Raw genomic sequence first — 19,000 nt, 5'->3', positions numbered from 1 at the left:
ATTATGTGAAAAAGAGAGCGAGAGGTTATCTCGCTCTATTAATGGGCTATTTACCCATTTTTACTTCGGTAACCCACTTATTAATCAGTTCTTTACGTACTTCACTATCGCCATATTTATCCATGTCGTAGTTGATGAGTTTTAAGTCTGATAATTTCAGTGCCATTGGTGAAGATTCAGCCGAGGTATTGGTTAGAATTTGGTAAGATTTACCTTCTTTCCAACTAATTTCTTGCGCTTCTTTTGAGAGTGTCCAATCTACAAATAATTTAGCATTATCCATATTACGGGCATTTTTGATGATACTGACACCACCGATTTCATAGCCTGTACCTTCACAAGGTGAAATCAATTCAAGTGGTGCGCCATTTTCAACTTCTAATGAGTAATCATGTAAGAAACCAATACCAATGGCTGCTTCACCACGGGCTGCATTTCGTGCTGGGGCAATACCTGATTTTGTGTATTGAGAGATATTGGTGTTGATTTTCTTTAGATAATCAAAGGCTTGTTCAGTACCCCATAACTGGTCGAAGGTTGCTAGTGCGGTATAAGCAGTTCCTGAACTTTGTGGATCGGCGATTTGAATTTCACCTTTATATTCAGGTTTGATTAAATCTTTCCAACAAGTTGGAATAGCAATCCCTTTTTCCTTTAAGCGATCTTTATTAACGCCGAAGCCTAAGATACCGACATAAACCGCAGAAGAGTAGTTACCTTTGCGTTTAGCGGGATCACGAAATTGTGGCATGATTTGATCGAGATTAGGTGAAACATAAGGCTCTAGCAGATCCATTTCACCCGCTTGTGAGTGAGGATCCATTGTACCGCCATACCAAACGTCAGCTTGTGGATTACGTTTTTCAGCTTCGATTTTGGCTAAAGTACTCCCCGAACCATTACGAACGAAGGTCGTTTTAACATCATATTTTTCGGCAAAGGCTTTTGTTTCAGCTTCACACATTGCATTTGTCGCACTACAGTAAACCACTAAGCGACCGGCAGCGTGGGTTGATAAGCTAACAGCAGAAAGTGCCAGACCAGTAGCAACAAGTGTAGAGAGGGTTTTCAATTTCATGTTCAGAACCTTTTAAATGTGTCGTCATCGGAAAATGAAAGAGGGCCTACTAAATGCTCTTGTTTGCTGACATCAGCAATCAACAACGGCATTAGCAGTAGTCCCATTAAGGCCGCAGCACTGGTTAATAATGCAAACATCCCAGTCCAACCATAATGCGCCATGACCTGACTTAATGGCCAACCTGCCATTGCTGCCCCTAAGTAGGCATACAATCCCAAGTAGCCAGTTACCGTGCCTGCCGCGTTTTTATGGCAATATTCTGTTGCAGCAAGCCCGATTAACATCTGTGGTCCGAACACGAAAAAACCGATACTAAAAAAACAGGCTGCGAGTAGAGCATAATGATGAATTGGAATTAACCAAAGGGCTGCCACTGCGGTAAAAAGTCCGAGTGAAAACAGTAATATCATTGGTGCTCGTTGGCCTCGGAATAAGAGATCCGAGCCCCAACCTGAACATAACGCCCCTAATAAACCACCCACTTCAAATAAAGAGAGGATGGCATTAGCACTCAATAAGTTGGCGCCATGTGTTTCTGATAACCAGATATTTCCCCAATCGTTTATCGCCATACGTATGAGATAAACCAAAATATAAGAAAATCCTAGCAACCAAATCATTCGGTTAAATAAAATGCTCTCTTTCAAAATAGTTAGCATCGGTTTAGGTGGAGAAGCTTGCTCTTGACGTAGTTCAAAAACATCACGTCGCCATACACCGACGGTAGGCAATCCTTCTTCTACCGGAGTGCCTTTTAACCGCACGCATAGCCATAACCCAATAATAATGCCGATAATACCAGGTACAAGCAGTGCCACTTGCCAACTATAATGCGTCGCTAGCCACGCTGTTAAAATGGGAAGACTCATCCCGCCAAGGTTGATTGAAATATTCCATAATCCCCACCAGAAGCCGCGCTCATTACGTGAATACCAGTGTGTTAACAACCTTGCACAAGGCGGCCAGCCAAAGCCTTGAAAGAAACCATTTAGTGCCCAGACCAAAAGCAGTGCAGGAAATGAAAGACAATAGGCAAAAATAATATTCATAATGCCAGTCATCACTAATCCCACACCCATAAACCAGCGGTATCCCCATCTATCATGGAAAATACCAGAAACAAATTTAGATAAACCGTAAGTGAGATAAAAAAGGCTGGCTATCCAACCGATATCTCCTTTATCTAAATTCAATTCAATCTGCATAACGGGCATCACAAAGTTGACGCTTTTACGTGTGAGATAGAAAGTGGCATAACCAATAATCATCGACAGCATTAAATTTTTGCGCCAAAAGTTATAGGTCTTATTTATTGATGCCGAATTTTTACCTGACATAACATCCTCTTTGATGTTGCAAATGTAAAAAAAATGTCGCGAAAAAGAATGAGATAAGGTTGTAGATGACTAAGACTTATTCTTAGTTTTCACTGTTTTCTTTTGAATTTGTGGGTAAGTTAACAATTATTTTCGTGCCGTGATGATTTATCACTTCCCATTCTCCACCTAAAGCGCGAATGCGTTCTTCAATGCCACGCAATCCAAAACCGCTACTTTGTTGTGTTGATAATGATGTGGGGAGCATACCAATACCATTATCGCTAATGATCAACCGTAGGCAGTTTTTGTTTTGGGTTAATGAAACTTCAATATAGGTTGCGTTGGCATGTTTACTAATATTATTTAATAACTCTTGTACCAAACGGTAGAGAGTAAAAATTATGGTTTCGTTTTCAGGCTCTTTATCTAATGAATAATTAAAATTACAGGTGATGCCATTGTCATTAAAGGCAAATTCGTTGATTAAATGGTGAAGGGCTTTTTCAAGCGACATTTCTTCTAAAACAGGTGGGCGCAATTGTCGTAGAAGTTGACGTGTAGATTGATGAATTTGCAATGCTAGGCGTTCTATTTGTTCGCCCGTTTGTCGCGTTTTATCGTTATTGGCCGTTTTCTTCATTAGCATCGATTGAATTTGGATTGCAGTAATATTTTGTCCAATTTCATCATGTAACTCGCGGGCAATCGCTTTTTTTACATCTTCTTCGGTATGAACCAGTTGCTCCATTAATTCACGTCTGGCTTGAAGTTCTTGCTCTAGACGTAATCGATAATGACGTAAATTATGGGCTAATTGCTGTTGACGGCTTATTGCTATCCCTAAACCAATGCCAATAATAGCTTGCGTGGTTAAGAACATTTCTAATTCACGTAAGTCATTAAATGCGCCGTTTACTTGGCGAGCAAAGGTAATAATTAAGCTTCCTAGTAATGCTGATAATACACCACCTTGCCAGCCATAACGGTAGGCCATAAAGACGTTAGGAATAAAAACGAGAATAACTAATAAACGCTCTATTTCTGGTGTTAAGAAAAACTGTGCGCTTAATCCAATAAGGCAAAATAAAAATCCCCACATTAATAATGATGTTCTTAACGGAGGATCAGGTGTTCCATCAGAGATTAACGTTCGACTTTGTAATTCACGAAGATATTCATAAAGTAAAAAAACAAAAGGTGCGAGTAATATGCCACCGGTGACTGAGGTTAGAAAAACTCCGCTGGTGGTATTAATAAAAAAGCCAAGAATAAAGGCTTGTAACAGACTATTAAAGCCAACAGCGCCAATTAACAAGGTTAAGCGTTGCCAGTAGAGTGGATACCGCCACCAAATACGTTGAACTTCTAAGGCGATAATTAGGCTTAATAATGGAGAAAGATAAATAATAGCATGGGTAATTAACTGCTCTTGTGTTAGCCAGTAATAAAGCCCCCATTCAGCAAATAACATCGGTAGCCAAAAGCGCCGCCAAAGCAAAATAATCAAGGCTAATCGCAGACCTTGAGGTAAGAAAAGGGCTGCTTGTTGCCCATTTTTACTTAAATAGAAACCAATCACCCAAAGTGATAGCCAAAGTAAAGAGTAGGTGAGTAATAAAAAGAGGGATTGAAGAAGAAAACGCAGTCCTCTTTTCATGTTACAGCGATCCTGTGATCAACTGATTTTTTAAGGCGAAATGGACTAAATCGATGGTTGTTTCACAGCCTAATTTGCCAAGTACATTAGCGCGATGAACGTGTACAGTTTTATGGCTAAGATTAAGTTGTACAGCAATTGTTTTGACATTAACGCCTTGAACTAAAAGGTTGAAAATTTCTCTTTCACGGGGCGTTAATGTATGCAGAGCATCTTCTTTCTCAGGGGTATGTCGTAATGCTTTCATGGCATCAGAGCAAAGATAACAGCCACCTTGATGTACGGCGCGTACTGCTTGAACTAATTCTTCGGGGCCACAACGTTTGGTTAAATAACCACGAGCACCTGAATCAAGTGCGCTTTGAACAAAGGCGGGGGTATCATAAATACTTAAAATAATTGTACGAAAATCAGGGCGTTTTTGTTTTAAACGGCTCTGCAGTTGTAAACCACTTTCACCCGGCATAGAGAGATCCATGACAGCAACATCAATATCATCATGCGCTAAATAAGGCCATGCTTCTTGCCCATTAGAATACTCACCCACAATGTGAATATCGGGTTCTAGCATTAACAGCTGTGCAAAGCCAGAACGCACAACAATGTGATCATCCACTAAAGCAACTTTTATCATAATTTTTTATTAGTCAGAGAGTAGTCAGATAATACTTACCTGATTTATAACAAGCTACAGGATGATAAGCGAGCAAAAAGGGAGAAGAAATACGGTTTTGAATCTTATATCTCGTTTTTATCAAGGTGAATCGTGACAAGCAAATAATAACAATAGGTTATTTATTGTTATTATTTCCCATAAGCAGGGAACCTCTGCCTATGGGAAGTGATTAATATTTTATTAATTAGGCAACTTGAACCGGCACGGCTTTGGCTATGCGTTTCATTTCATTGTTGTCTTCAAAATATGCAATATTGGGTTTATGGCTACGCGCATCACTATCAGGAATTTGTACATAAGAGCAAATAATTAAGCGATCACCAACGGCGGCTCGACGTGCAGCTGCACCATTGACTGAAATAATTCGTGAACCTCTTTCCGCACAAATTGCGTAAGTTGAAAAGCGTTCACCATTATCTACGTTATAAATATCAATTGCTTCATTTTCAAGAATACCAGCAGCATCCATGAAATCCTGATCAATCGCGCAAGAGCCTTCATAATGAAGATCGGCTTGTGTCACTTTTACGCGGTGAAGTTTGCCTTGTAACATAGTGCGTAGCATTGTTGTGTTTCCTATTCTTTTATAATCAATACACCAAATTAATTAAACAAGATCAACTTGCTGATTATCAATAAGGCGAGTATTACCTAACCACGCAGCCATTAAAATAACAGCACGACGGCTCTCTTCATTTAATGGAGTGAGTGTATCTGCATCGCAAATAAAGCATTCATCAGCGCGAAAACCTTGGCTTTCTAATGTGCTTTTTGCATTTTGCAGTAATTGGTTTACATCGTGATTGCCTGACTTTAATTGCTCGGCAATAACTTGTATAGCTTGATAAAGCTTAGGGGCTTGCTGTTTTTCATTCTCGGATAACAGGCGATTACGAGAGCTTAATGCAAGCCCTTCTTTATTACGTACGATAGCAACAGGAACGATGCTGATATCCATACATAAATCACTTACCATCTTCTTGATAATTTGCAGTTGTTGGAAATCTTTTTCACCAAACATTGCAATATCGGGTTGAACAAGATTAAACAGTTTACTGACGACAGTAGTTACACCACGAAAATGTCCTGGGCGGCTTGCACCTTCCAATACAGTAGAAAGTACAGGTACATCAACCGTTGTTTGATTTTCCATACCATGTGGATACATCTCTTTTGCTGATGGTGCAAAGATGATATCTACATTTTTATCACGCAATAATTCACAATCTTCTTGTAAAGTACGAGGGTAATTTGCTAAATCGGCTTCTCTATCAAATTGAAGTGGATTAACAAAAATAGACGCAATCACCACATCGGCATGAATACGAGCTTCTTCAATCAGTTTCAAATGACCTTCATGAAGATTGCCCATTGTTGGAACCAATGCAATGCGTTTACCTTCTTGCTTTAATCGCTTGATTTCTCTGCGTAAGATAAGCGTAGTTTCAATAATTAGCACGGCGTGACTCCTTTAAACGATATTTATAAATTGAGATGGTAAATCAGTTAAATGAATGTTGCTCTTGTGGAAACAGGCCTTGTTCTACTTGCTGAACATAAAGGCTAACTGCGCCTTTTAATGAGCCGGCTTCTTGTAAAAAATCTTTTGAGAACTTCGGTGCTTGAGGTGTTAAACCTAATAAATCGTGCATAACCAGAATTTGCCCATCAGTGACATTTCCAGCACCAATACCTATCACAGGTACTGTTAATGCATTGGTGATGGTTTTGGCGAGTGAAACCGGCACACACTCTAATACCGCAAGTTGAGCACCTGCATTCTCAAGAGCGATTGCATCTTGCTTTAATTGCTCTGCTTCATAATCTTTTCTGCCTTGGACTTTATAACCGCCAAATACGTTGACTGATTGTGGCGTTAATCCTAGGTGAATACACACGGGTACTGCGCGCTCTGTTAGCATTTCAACAGTAGGAATAAGCCAATTACCGCCTTCAATTTTCACCATATTTGCCCCTGCTTGCATCAAGGTACCAGCAGTAAGGCAAGCTTGTTCTGGGGTTGCATATGACATAAAGGGCATATCAGCAATTAAAAAAGCGTTCGGCGCACCTGCTCTGACACAGCGGGTGTGATAGGCGATTTGCTCAACAGTAACCGGTAATGTACTGCTATGGCCTTGTAGCGTCATTCCCAATGAATCACCAATAAGCATGGCTTGAATACCTTCTTGTGCGAAAAGGCGGGCAAAACTTGCATCATAAGCGGTGATCGTAGCGAATTTTTTCTTTTCTTGCTTATAGCGATTTAGCGTTGAAAGCGTCGTGGGTTTCATTATAACAAACTCCATCATTGTTGGTTTTTGTGTGCAGATAAAATAAAATACTTCACATAATTATTTGTTTATTAAGTAAATTTTCAAATCACAAATATAAAGCCGCTTTCGATTGTAGCATTTAAGGACTAAAAACGAAGAAAAAGTAGTTAAATGAGTAATAAAAAAGAATGATTAATAAGAAAAGATTATATATGTCAATCAGTTAGTGATAGGAATAAAGCTACAATCATTCAAATGGCGAGAAGGTCATAAAGGTGGGGTTGTAATACAGTGAATGTGTGGTAGTGAGATAGAGGCTGATACCGTGTTTATTTTTTACAGTATCAACCTTTAGCTTTAGTGGAGGACTTACGTGGTATCACCACTTTTCCATGCCATTTTCAGGCACTAACGCTAATCTATCTGCTAATAACTCACCATCAGGAAAGCGAAGATCTGGTGCTAATTCGGCTAATGGATAGAGCATAAATTCACGGACTTTTAGCCCGTAATGAGGCACTGTTAAACGCTCTGTTTGGATCACTTCATCACCAAATAACATGATATCGAGATCCAACGTTCTAGGGCCCCAGCGGTTACCTTCTTTTCTGACGCGACCTTGTGCTAGTTCAATCGCTTGAGTGTTATCAAGCAAGATTTCTGGCGTCAAGGTTGTATCAACGGCGACGGCAACATTAAGAAAATCGGGTTGATCTTGTGGCCCCATAGGGCGAGTACGATACCAGGAAGATTGAGCAATCAGTGTGGTTTGTGGGATCTCACTGATTGCTTTAATTGCTGAATTTACCTGATCCTCAGGTGAATTCAAATTGCTACCTAAAATGATATAAACACGTTTTGTCTGTTTACTCATTATTGTTCTCTTGTCTTGATGCTGTTTTTGCACTTGGATGGCGAGGACGCTTACGTGGGCGAGGGCGTCTACGAACAGGTGCTTGTCCTAATTCTGAGACCATTGAGCGTTGCTGCGTGTTGTTAGAGGCTTGGAAATCAGCCCACCAGCTTGCTAACGCTTGAAGCTCTGGATTGCGTTGTACATTGGCACGTAATTCCAGTAAGTCGAACGCTGCACGGAATTTAGGGTGCTCAAGTAATTTATTCGCACGACGGCCTTGGCGTTTAGGTAAACGTTGCTGTAATTGCCAGATATCACGCATCATGGTTGTAATGCGTTTTGGAATTGCAATTGTACGGCATTGTTCATCTAAAATATCATTCATCGCCATAGCGAAAGAATCATAGTAAGAAAGACCACTTTCTTGGACTAATTTCTCTGCATGTTCGATTAATGGATACCACAACATTGCCGCAAATAAGAATGCCGGATTAACACGCATATCTTTATTAATACGATAGTCTGTATTTTTGAGAACTTGATCCAGCATTCTCTCCATCGGCGTATCATGTTGTTCTGTCATTTTTGATGCTACTAGCGGGAACAGCGGCTCAAGCAACTGATGGCGACACATGAGTTTATATGTTTTATAGCCTTGCCCTGTTTGTAATAATTTCAGTGATTCTTCAAACAGACGAGCTGAAGGAATATTACGTAATAATGGCGCAAGTCTGCTAATTGGCTCTGCGGTTTCAGGTGCAATTTGCATATCAAGCTTACTGGCAAAGCGAATAGCTCTTAACATTCTAACGGGATCTTCGCGGTAACGTGTCTCAGGATCGCCAATCAAACGAATAATGCCAGCTTTAAGATCAGCTAAACCTCCAACGTAATCACGCACAGCAAAATCATCAACACCGTAATAGAGGCTGTTTAATGTAAAGTCACGACGGATGGCATCTTCTTCAATGGAGCCAAAAATATTGTCGCGCAGTAACATACCGCTTTGTGCTTGCTGTGATTGGTTGTTATCTGAAATTTCATGATCTTCATGAGAGCCACGGAAAGTGGCCACTTCAATCACTTCAGGGCCAAACATGATATGTGCAAGACGAAAACGACGACCAACTAAACGACTGTTGCGGAATAATCGACGTACATCTTCAGGGGTTGCATTTGTGGCAATATCAAAATCTTTTGGTTTTTTTCCCAGTAGTAAGTCACGGACACCACCACCGACTAAATAAGCCTGAAAACCAGAGTTATTTAGGCGATAAAGCACTTTTAATGCATTGTCACTGATGTCTTTACGTGAAATTGGGTGTTGATCTCTTGGGATCACAGTCATTGGCAAATCACTCCCGTTCGCCTTTTCTTTATTACTCTTTTTCTTACGGGGACGGTCTGCGGATATAGCAGGACGCCGACGCACAGGTTTCTGTGTTTCTTGTATTGGTCGGTCAGATGCTGTTGTGACTGGCCTTTCACTTGCTACCGGTTGTGTGTCTGATGACGTTGTTTGTCGCCCTAGCAGATTACGGCAGAAATGTGCTACTCGATTAAAAATATGACACCTCGAATAATAAATTCTAATAATTAAAAAAATTAAGCGGCTAATCATAGCCTACTGAACATTTTTTGAGAATGCTTTGTGTGGTTTATTCGTATCCTTGTTGCTGATGATTTTGTTTTAAAATCTCAGAAGGTGACCACTGCGCAATCGCAATCTCTAATAATGATGCTAACGAATAATCCTGCCAGCCAGCGATAATCGGCTGATTAAGAAATTGTAAAGCATCGATAATGACGGGTCTTGGATCAGAATCCGGCAATGCATGTGCGTGATTTTGTTTCGATAATTTATTACCGTCATGATTTATTGCTAAAGGCAAATGAGCATAACGCGGAATAGGTAAATTCAGTTGTTTATGTAAACTGATTTGTCGCAATGTGGGATCAAGTAGATCAGCACCTCTTACCACTTCGGTCACACCTTGATAATTATCATCAATCACCGTCACTAGATTATACGCAAATAAGTTATTTTTTCTGTGAATAATCATATCTTCTAGTACGATAGATGTACTTTTAGAATAATAGGTGCCTTGGATCATGTCTTCAAAATGATAAACAGGGTGCTGCTGGATCAGTCGCCATGCACTGTTTTTATCAAAAGGTGTCTCGCTATTCGCTAACGGAGCGTGGTGGCGACAGTGATTATCATACACACCACCCAAATCATGCAAACGATGACGGCTACACTGGCAGTGATAACAGATACCTTCTCGCCAAAGTGCGGACAGTATTTCATGATAAGCATCATGGCGTTGTGATTGATAAAGAATATCACCATCCCAAAACAATCCATAACGCTCTAATGTGCGAATAATTAAGGATGTCGTATCAGGGGGTTCTCTAGAAGGATCAATATCATCGATGCGAAGAAGCCAACGCCCGTGGTGTGCGCGAGCTTGAAGGTAACTACCAAGTGCAGTAACCAATGAGCCAAAATGAAGTTGACCCGTTGGTGATGGCGCAAAGCGCCCAATATAGTCTGTAATCTCGTGCATCGAAAGATTCAGATAAACGCCTCAACGTATCAGGTTGAGGCGTTGGCTCATCAATTAGCCAGCCATCTGCTTTTCACGGATTTCAGCTAATGTTTTACAGTCGATACATAAATCGGCGGTAGGGCGAGCTTCTAAACGGCGGATGCCGATTTCAACGCCACAAGATTCACAGAAGCCGAAGTCATCATCTTCAACTTTTTTCAGTGTTTTCTCGATTTTCTTAATGAGTTTACGTTCACGATCACGGTTACGCAGCTCAAGACTGAATTCTTCTTCTTGTGCAGCACGGTCAACGGGATCGGGGAAGTTTGCCGCCTCATCTTGCATATGAGTAACGGTGCGGTTGACTTCATCCCTGAGCTGATTGCGCCAAGATTCAAGTATTAGCTTAAAATGCGCTAATTGGGCTTCGTTCATGTACTCTTCGCCCGCTTTTTCCTGATATGGCTCAACGCCAGCAATAGCGAGAATGCTCATGGACGATGTTTTACGCTTTTGCCCTTCTTGCATAATGCTTCTCCTACATACGCATTTCTGAATAATCCCCACCTTCAAAACAGGAAGGGGAAAAAATAGGGCGCTATAAATAGCAGATGCCCGCGAGGATAGCAATTATTCCTTTAATAAGTTTTCTCATGGTGTGAAGGCACGCAAGTAAATGTCCCTTTTTAGTTAAAAAATGCTTAACTAAAGCCATGAAAAACAATTAACCATTTGAAATGAAAGGTAATTGCTGTCCAATTGTTAAATTGTATTCACTAATATTGATGCGATAACACAAAATTTCAACCCCTGCATCATGTGCTTCTTTTAGCAATGAAGCATAGTCAGGGTCAATCTCTTTAGCAACAGTCACTTCCGTAATGCCAGTATGGGGAACTGCGTAGAATAAGACAGCCCTTAAGCCCAATTTTGCGATAGCCGTCAACTCTCGAAGATGTTTCTGGCCACGTTGTGTTTTGGCATCAGGAAAATAACCCATTCCACTATCTAACAATGTGACTGACTTCACTTCAATATAGCAGTCAACTTTATGATTTGATTTAAGTAAAATGTCAATACGACTATTTTCATTCCCGTATTTGATTTCTCGTTTTATCTCTTCATATTCAGATAATTCTGGAATGTCACCTGCTTCAATGGCATCTGCAACAATACCATTCGCTCTTAAGGTATTAACACAAATCCAATCATCAGTTTGAGTCTGTGTCAGTTCCCAACTATGTGGGTATTTTCTTTTTGCATTTGAAGAGGTGGAATACCAAACCGTATCACCGGGAGTCGCACATCCTGTCATTGCGCCTGTGTTGGCACAATGAAGCGTGAATTCTTCCCCATCAGGGGTAACAACGTCTGCTAAAAAACGCTTATATCGTTTTAGTAAAGTGGCAGATTGTAGCGGTTGCTCAAATTTCATGACAACTCCGATGAAAATACGATCTTTAATAAAGCGCTAATGCTACAATGCCAAGCCGAGAAAGTTAATGAATCATGGAGCCTGTGTGCATTTATTGCCAATCTTTGAGGTAACGGAAAATATCGTTACTGCGTTAAAACAATCCCCACAAGTCTTACTTCATGCGCCAACAGGTGCAGGTAAATCAACAGCGCTTCCCCTCTATTTACTTCAGCAAAACCTTTTTGATGGCAAAATAATTTTATTAGAGCCAAGACGAATTGCCGCTAAAAGCATTGCTTATCGTTTAGCAAGCCAGCTTAATGAAGAAGTGGGTCATACGATAGGCTATCGTATGAAAGCAGAAAGCAAAGTGAGCCAGCACACTCGACTTGAAGTGGTAACAGAAGGTGTATTAAACCGCATGTTACAGCAAGATCCAGAACTGACAGGCATCAGTCTTGTGATATTAGATGAATTTCATGAACGCAGTTTACAGGCTGATTTAGCGCTGGCTCTATTACTCGATGTCCAAATGGGATTACGCGATGATTTGCGTGTTTTGATTATGTCTGCAACATTAGATAATCAAAAACTCACGACATTATTACCTGAGGCGCCCATGATCAGCGCTCAAGGGCGCAGTTATCCCGTAGAACGATGCTATTTTCCTATCAATACGCATCAACCTTTTGAACAAGAAATTGCCACCATGGCTTTGCGATTACTGGCACAAGAAACAGGCTCCATGTTGATATTCTTGCCGGGTAGCGCAGAGATTATGCGTGTTACTGAAATACTAAAAGATAAAGTAGACAATTCAGTATTGCTGTTCCCACTGTATGGCGCTCTTTCATTAGCTGAACAACAAAAGGCGATAGAACCAACAGAGCAAGGCTATCGAAAAGTGGTACTTGCGACCAATATCGCAGAAACCAGCTTAACAATTGAAGGTATCCGCCTTGTATTGGATAGTACAATTGAGAAACGCGCTCAGTTTGATTTAAAAAGCGGTATCACCAGCTTGCTACGCCAGAGAATTAGTCAATCATCACAAACACAAAGAGCTGGGCGTGCGGGTCGCCTTGAGGCTGGAATTTGCTGGCATTTAATGAGTCAAGAACAATCACAACGAATTGCCTCTCATCAAGTACCAGAAATTTTAAGTAGCGATTTATCCTCATTATGGCTTTCCGTATTGCAATGGGGATGTCGCGATATTAACCAGTTAAACTGGTTAGATACACCTTCGTCACAAGCATTGAATGCAGCTAAAGATTTATTGTATCGTTTAGGCGCTATTGATAAACAAGATGGGTTAACACCGCGTGGCTTGCGTATGGCGCAATGGGGAATAGAGCCTCGACTCGCGGCAATATTAGATTATGCTAGTGAACAAAGTGACAATCATCTTGTTACGGCTTCTCGATTATGTGCAATCCTAGAAGAACCACCACGAGGGCAAGAAATTAATTTAGAGTGGATTGCTCAACAAAAAAATACTTTCTGGACACGACGTGAAAAGCAACTTTCTCAACATCGAAAAGGGACTTTTTGTCCAGAATTATTAGGGTCATTATTAGTTGTCGGGTTTCCTGATAGAATTGCTAAAAATCGTGATAATCAAGGCCGTTTTCGTTTAGCCAATGGGCAGGGGGCAATGATGGACGACACTCAAGCAATAAGTGATGCACCTTGGATTTTAGCGCCGTTGTTACTTCAAAATACACATTATGCTGATGCGCGCATTTTATTAGCGCTACCTATTGATATTGATGAAATATCAACGACCTTTTCTGAACTTATTGAAGAAAATACCACGGTTGAATGGGATGAAAAACGCGGTACGTTAATTGCTTGGCAACAACGCCAATTAGGGCGACTAACCTTAAGTCAGCGTCAATTAGACAAACCCAATAAACAACAAATGCAACAAGCATTATTGAATTGGTTGAGAGATAACGGCTTAAATGCATTAGCCCTTAGTGAAGAGACTAATCAGTTTTTTATACGGCTTTCTTTAGCGAAAAAATGGTGTCCAGAAGCCTTATTACCTGATTTAGGTGGATCTGTATTACTTGAAACTTTAGAAGCATGGTTGTTGCCTGAATTGGGTGAAATTCAAACATTAAAAGCATTGCAACAAATTGATATTAATACAATTATTAAAAACCAATTAACATGGCATGAAAATCAGTTGCTACAAAATTTATTTCCAACGCACTATTTAGCACCAACAGGTACAAAAGTGGCTATCCAATATGATCTAGAGTTACCACCAGTGATCGCGATCCGCATTCAAGAAGTTTATGGTGAGAAACAAAGCCCTATTGTAGCAAATGGTCAATTACCTGTTGTAATGGAGTTATTATCACCCGCTCATCGGCCTATTCAAAAAACACAAGACTTAGCAACGTTTTGGGTTGGAAGTTATAAAGAGGTACAAAAAGAGATGAAAGGGCGTTACCCCAAGCATTTATGGCCAGACGACCCAGCCAATACCGCACCGACTCGGCGAGTAAAAAAATATAGCCAATAAATAAATGCAAGTTTTAACCTAGTGTTATTTATATTTGAGAGCTTTCTTGTGTGATCACACAGAAAAATAGCGACAATGTTAGGCTTCTTTATCCCGTGATAAAGGGGTTTTAATGAGAGATACAGTTCATGAGTAGAAAGAAAAGACCAGCAAAACAAGCCAAAAGAGGTCGTTTTTGGTTTTGGTTATTTGTTAAAATTGCGGTTGTAGTTGCGGTTTTAATGGGCATTTATGGTGTTTATTTACATTCTCAAATCAAAGAGCGCCTTGATGGCAATGTTTGGGAATTGCCTGCTGCTGTTTACGGACGCACCGTTAACTTAGAGCCGGGCATGAATTATAGCCAAAAAGAGATGGTGAGCTTACTTGAAGGCATGCAATATCGTAATGTCAACAAAATCACACGTCCCGGTGAATTTGTGGTAAGAGGCAACACGATTGAGATGTTGCGCCGACCTTTTGATTTCCCAGATGGCCGTGAAGAGCAAATTTTGGCTAAGTTGTCTTTTGAGCAAAATTCTCTCGTTAGCATCACAAATATGGGAAATCAGCGTCAGTTTGGTTTTTTCCGTCTTGATCCTAAATTAATTACCATGATGCAATCTGCCAATGGTGAACAACGTTTGTTCTTGGCGAGAGATAAATTCCCACAATTATTAGTGGATACATTAATTGCAACAGAAGATCGTCGCTTCTATGAGCATGACGGGATCAGCCTTTATTCTATTGGGCGTGCAGTATTGGCAAACTTTACCGCGGGTAAAGCGGTTCAAGGCGGGAGTACACTCACGCAACAGTTAGTCAAAAACTTATTCCTAACAAATGAAAGAACGTTAAAAAGAAAGCTGAATGAAGCCTATATGGCGATCATTATGGATGCAAGTTATAGCAAAGATCGCATTCTAGAGCTGTATCTTAATGAAGTCTTTTTAGGACAAAGTGGTGATGAGCAAATTCGTGGTTTTCCTTTAGCGAGCCTCTACTATTTTGGCCGTCCTGTTGATGAATTAAGTCTTGATCAGCAAGCACTTCTAGTAGGAATGGTAAAAGGTGCTTCGGCTTATAACCCATGGCGTAATCCTAAATCTGCACTTGAACGCCGTAATGTGGTGTTAAAGCTACTGCAAACTCAAGAGATCATCGATCAAGAGCTTTACAATGTACTTAGCGCACGTCCTTTAGGTGTGAAGCCACGCAGTGAAGCACTAACACCGCAACCTGCATTTATGCAATTGGTTCGCCAAGAGCTACAAACAACTTTAGGCGATAAAGTAAATGATTTATCAGGTACAAAAATTTTCACTACATTAGATCCTGTATCGCAAGATGCGGCTGAAAAAGCCGTTGAAGTGGGTGTCGCGGATATACGTAAAGTTCGTAAAATTGACGATCTTGAAGGGGCGATGGTTGTTGTGGATCGCTTAAGTGGTGAAGTTCGCGCCTTAGTGGGAGGCTCACAACCACAATATGCAGGTTTTAACCGTGCATTATCAGCCCGTCGTTCAATTGGCTCTTTAGCAAAACCGGCTACCTACTTAACGGCATTAAGTGAACCAGAACGTTTCCGCTTAAATACATGGCTTGCAGATGAACCTATTTCTGTGCCTATTCCAGGGGGCAAACCTTGGCAACCTCGTAACTACGATCGTGGTTATAAAGGCAAATTAATGCTGGTGGATGCGTTAGCAACATCGCGTAATATACCCACTGTGAATCTTGGTTTAGAAGTGGGGTTAGACCAAGTGATCAAAACATGGATTAACTTGGGAGCACCTGCGGAGAATCTGGAAAAAGTACCAGCGATGCTTCTAGGGGCGTTAAACTTAACACCCATGGAAGTTGCTCAAACATTTCAAACGATTGGTAGTTTAGGTAACAGAGCAAAAATATCGTCATTGCGTTCGGTTATTACTCAAGATGGTACTGTGCTTTATCAAAGTTATCCTCAAGCTGAAACGACTGTTTCGCCTCAAGCCGCTTATATGACGTTATTTGGTATGCAACAAGTGGTTAATTCAGGAACAGCATGGCGTGTATTAAAACCAAAATTTGGTAATTACAACCTTGCAGGTAAAACCGGTACGACTAACGATTTACGTGATAGCTGGTTTGCGGGAATTGATGGTAAAGAAGTCACCATTGCATGGATGGGGCGTGACAATAATGGTCCAACAAACTTAACGGGATCAACAGGTGCGTTATTGTTATATCGCAACTATTTAGAGAACCAAGCACCGCTGAAATTAAATCCACCAGTGCCAGAAGATATTGCAGAGATGTCTGTTGATGCCCAAGGTAACTTTGCTTGTTATGGTGGCGGTGTGCGTACATTACCTGTATGGACAGCAAACCCAGATGGATTATGCACACCTATTCAGCAAGATACCGATGAAAGCGGCGCACCAAAGTGGTTACAAGATCTGTTTTCTGAGTAGGTAATCACGCCGATTAGCTAAAATAAAAACGGCACATAAGTGCCGTTTTTTGTTGATTTCCGAACAGGGATAACTAGCCTTTCATCTGCATAAATGCATATTCCGCCGCATCAATCGTGCGTTGAATATCTTCTTTGGTATGCGCGATAGACATAAAGCCCGCTTCAAATGCAGAAGGCGCAAGGTAGACGCGTTTTTCTAGCATTAAATGGAAGAATTGCTTAAAGCGTTCAACATCGCAGTTCATGACATCTTGGTAGCAAGTGACTTCTTTTGCATCGGTAAAGAACAGACCAAACATACCACCAACATGGTTGATAACCATTGGAATTCCGGCTTGTTGTGCTTTTTCAAGTAAGCCATCAGCCAGCATTGTTGTTAGCTCATTTAATGTTTGATGAACACCCGGTTGTGAGACTTCGTGTAAACACGCTAGACCTGCCGCCATTGCAATTGGGTTACCAGATAGCGTACCTGCTTGATAAACAGGGCCGATTGGCGCGAGTTTAGACATCACTTCCATATGTCCGCCAAATGCACCGACTGGCATACCGCCACCGATGATTTTACCTAAGCATGTTAAGTCAGGATCAACATCGTAATAAGCTTGTGCGCCACCTAATGCAACACGAAAACCAGTCATTACTTCATCAATAATTAGTAGTGCACCAAATTCATCACATAACGCACGTAAACCCGGTAAGAAATCTGCTTTTGGCGGTACACAGTTCATGTTACCCGCAACAGGTTCAACGATAATACAAGCGACTTCTTCAGGATAATTTTCAAAGGCTTGGCGTACAGAATTTAAATCGTTGTAAGTACAGGTTAAGGTGTGTTTGACAAAATCAGCAGGCACACCCGGTGAATTGGGTTGTCCCATCGTTAGTGCGCCTGAGCCCGCTTTAACTAATAGGCAATCTGCATGGCCGTGGTAGCAACCTTCAAATTTAATGATTTTGTCACGACCCGTGTAACCACGAGCAAGGCGAATCGCGCTCATCGTCGCTTCTGTACCTGAGTTCACCATACGAACCATGTCCATGGAAGGTACCAGTTCAGTGACTAGGTTTGCCATTTCAACTTCAGCCGCCGTTGGTGCGCCAAAGCTTAGGCCTTTTTGTACCGCGTCAGTAACAGCATGACGAATGGAAGGGTGGTTGTGACCTAAAACCATCGGTCCCCATGAGCCGACATAGTCAAGGTAAGCTCGTCCATCAACATCATAAATATACGCACCATTAGCACGTTCAATAAAAAGAGGGGTTCCACCTACACCGTTAAATGCTCTAACAGGTGAGTTGACACCGCCGGGGATCACTTGTTGTGCGAGATTATAAAGCGTTTCAGACTTGCTCATGTCAGACTCCTAATGATGGGTGAGCGTAAGATTAAGGCGTATTCTAAAGCACTGCGCAGATGAAGCCAAATACACGGCAACAACATTTTGATTTATCACTGTTATTGTGGGTACGTGATTTATCGTAAAAAGTGATAGGTAGCAAAAAGTGTATTTTGTCCACAACAAACTTGAAGGTTATGAGCAGGTATTAGATAATCATCACATTATATCAGCAAGAAAGATAAATTTTTGCTGGCTGTTTTTTTGCTGGAATACCCAGTCTGGAGTGAACAATGAGTGATGATATGGCTCTGCCGTTACAATTTACTGACGCGGCTGCAAATAAAGTAAAAGATCTGATTGCAGATGAAGAAAATCCAAATCTGCGTTTACGTGTTTATATCACGGGTGGCGGTTGTAGCGGATTCCAGTATGGTTTTACCTTTGATGATGCCATGAATGACGGCGATATGACCATAGAAAAACAAGGTGTTGCTTTAGTGGTTGATCCAATGAGCTTGCAGTATTTAGTGGGCGGTTGTGTGGATTATACCGAGGGGTTAGAGGGTTCGCGTTTTATTGTGACGAATCCTAATGCTAAGAGTACGTGTGGTTGCGGCTCTTCCTTTAGTATTTGAATCCTTCTTTGGCGTCGTGGCTGTGCAGTAGTGCTGTGGCGTTATAGCAACACTCGTAATGCTTCACGCTGTTTTTATTCTTTGGCGTCGTGGCTGTGCAGTAGTGCTGTGGCGTTATAGCAACACTCGTAATGCTTTACGCTGTTTTTATTCTTTGGCGTCGTGGCTGTGCAGTAGTGCTGTGGCGTTATAGCAACACTCGTAATGCTTTACGC

Annotated in this window: 16 protein-coding genes and 1 pseudogene; 4 read left to right on the top strand and 13 right to left on the bottom strand. The window is 41.1% G+C overall.

Annotated elements, in window-relative coordinates:
- Positions 1-46: 46 nt before the first annotated feature.
- The 12 genes from ABN256_RS04725 to sfsA form a co-directional block, all read right to left on the bottom strand.
- The gene (locus tag ABN256_RS04725) at positions 47-1,078 is read right to left on the bottom strand and encodes an ABC transporter substrate-binding protein (protein WP_023580795.1); all 1,032 of its coding nucleotides are present in this window, start codon (positions 1,076-1,078) and stop codon (positions 47-49) included.
- 2 nt (positions 1,079-1,080) lie between these two features.
- Complete coding sequence (gene uhpC, locus ABN256_RS04720; RefSeq protein WP_082151857.1) at positions 1,081-2,433, bottom strand: MFS transporter family glucose-6-phosphate receptor UhpC; 1,353 nt, start codon at positions 2,431-2,433, stop codon at positions 1,081-1,083.
- 67 nt (positions 2,434-2,500) lie between these two features.
- Positions 2,501-4,057: an MASE1 domain-containing sensor histidine kinase gene (locus ABN256_RS04715; RefSeq protein ID WP_072070963.1), complete on the bottom strand. Its 1,557-nt coding sequence runs from the start codon at positions 4,055-4,057 to the stop codon at positions 2,501-2,503.
- Between the two features lies 1 nt (position 4,058).
- A complete protein-coding gene (locus ABN256_RS04710; RefSeq protein ID WP_072070962.1) occupies positions 4,059-4,691 on the bottom strand; it encodes a response regulator transcription factor in 633 nt (210 codons plus the stop codon).
- Positions 4,692-4,917: 226 nt separating this feature from the next.
- Positions 4,918-5,298 (bottom strand): aspartate 1-decarboxylase, encoded by a 381-nt coding sequence (panD, locus tag ABN256_RS04705; protein ID WP_064719124.1) that lies wholly within the window; start codon positions 5,296-5,298, stop codon positions 4,918-4,920.
- Positions 5,299-5,340: 42 nt separating this feature from the next.
- Positions 5,341-6,192 (bottom strand): pantoate--beta-alanine ligase, encoded by an 852-nt coding sequence (panC, locus tag ABN256_RS04700; RefSeq protein ID WP_196553591.1) that lies wholly within the window; start codon positions 6,190-6,192, stop codon positions 5,341-5,343.
- A 43-nt stretch (positions 6,193-6,235) separates the two neighbouring features.
- Positions 6,236-7,027, bottom strand: a complete 792-nt coding sequence (panB, locus tag ABN256_RS04695; protein WP_196553592.1) for a 3-methyl-2-oxobutanoate hydroxymethyltransferase — start codon at positions 7,025-7,027, stop codon at positions 6,236-6,238.
- A 361-nt stretch (positions 7,028-7,388) separates the two neighbouring features.
- On the bottom strand, positions 7,389-7,883 hold the full coding sequence (folK, locus tag ABN256_RS04690; RefSeq protein WP_164525980.1) for a 2-amino-4-hydroxy-6-hydroxymethyldihydropteridine diphosphokinase: 495 nt from the start codon (positions 7,881-7,883) through the stop codon (positions 7,389-7,391).
- On the bottom strand, positions 7,876-9,213 hold the full coding sequence (pcnB, locus tag ABN256_RS04685; RefSeq protein WP_502929688.1) for a polynucleotide adenylyltransferase PcnB: 1,338 nt from the start codon (positions 9,211-9,213) through the stop codon (positions 7,876-7,878). The genes folK and pcnB overlap by 8 nt, the downstream gene beginning before the upstream one ends.
- 310 nt (positions 9,214-9,523) lie before the next feature.
- Positions 9,524-10,435: a tRNA glutamyl-Q(34) synthetase GluQRS gene (gluQRS, locus tag ABN256_RS04680; protein ID WP_115350413.1), complete on the bottom strand. Its 912-nt coding sequence runs from the start codon at positions 10,433-10,435 to the stop codon at positions 9,524-9,526.
- Between the two features lie 54 nt (positions 10,436-10,489).
- Positions 10,490-10,945, bottom strand: a complete 456-nt coding sequence (dksA, locus tag ABN256_RS04675) for an RNA polymerase-binding protein DksA (RefSeq protein ID WP_023580786.1) — start codon at positions 10,943-10,945, stop codon at positions 10,490-10,492.
- A 196-nt stretch (positions 10,946-11,141) separates the two neighbouring features.
- Positions 11,142-11,852 carry a DNA/RNA nuclease SfsA gene (sfsA, locus tag ABN256_RS04670; protein WP_196553594.1) on the bottom strand — a complete coding sequence of 237 codons (711 nt, stop codon included), beginning with the start codon at positions 11,850-11,852 and terminating at the stop codon, positions 11,142-11,144.
- A gap of 85 nt (positions 11,853-11,937) precedes the next feature.
- Here sfsA and hrpB point away from each other — a divergent pair, with 85 nt between their 5' ends.
- Positions 11,938-14,370 carry an ATP-dependent helicase HrpB gene (gene hrpB, locus ABN256_RS04665; RefSeq protein WP_349439219.1) on the top strand — a complete coding sequence of 811 codons (2,433 nt, stop codon included), beginning with the start codon at positions 11,938-11,940 and terminating at the stop codon, positions 14,368-14,370.
- Between the two features lie 116 nt (positions 14,371-14,486).
- Positions 14,487-16,805: pseudogene (mrcB, locus tag ABN256_RS04660) on the top strand (bifunctional glycosyl transferase/transpeptidase); the annotation flags it as partial.
- A 73-nt stretch (positions 16,806-16,878) separates the two neighbouring features.
- Here mrcB and hemL read toward each other — a convergent pair.
- The gene (gene hemL, locus ABN256_RS04655) at positions 16,879-18,165 is read right to left on the bottom strand and encodes a glutamate-1-semialdehyde 2,1-aminomutase (RefSeq protein ID WP_072070954.1); all 1,287 of its coding nucleotides are present in this window, start codon (positions 18,163-18,165) and stop codon (positions 16,879-16,881) included.
- Between the two features lie 275 nt (positions 18,166-18,440).
- Between hemL and erpA the strand changes: the two genes are divergently transcribed.
- Together erpA and ABN256_RS04645 are read left to right on the top strand one after the other, a co-directional pair.
- Positions 18,441-18,785 carry an iron-sulfur cluster insertion protein ErpA gene (erpA, locus tag ABN256_RS04650; RefSeq protein ID WP_064719135.1) on the top strand — a complete coding sequence of 115 codons (345 nt, stop codon included), beginning with the start codon at positions 18,441-18,443 and terminating at the stop codon, positions 18,783-18,785.
- Positions 18,786-18,843: 58 nt separating this feature from the next.
- Positions 18,844-18,978 carry a hypothetical protein gene (locus ABN256_RS04645; protein ID WP_349439216.1) on the top strand — a complete coding sequence of 45 codons (135 nt, stop codon included), beginning with the start codon at positions 18,844-18,846 and terminating at the stop codon, positions 18,976-18,978.
- Positions 18,979-19,000 lie beyond the last annotated feature (22 nt).

This window comes from Proteus sp. fly-1008 (assembly GCF_040140305.1).
Taxonomy (GTDB): domain Bacteria; phylum Pseudomonadota; class Gammaproteobacteria; order Enterobacterales; family Enterobacteriaceae; genus Proteus; species Proteus vulgaris_B.
This window is presented reverse-complemented; position numbering and strand designations above follow the sequence as displayed.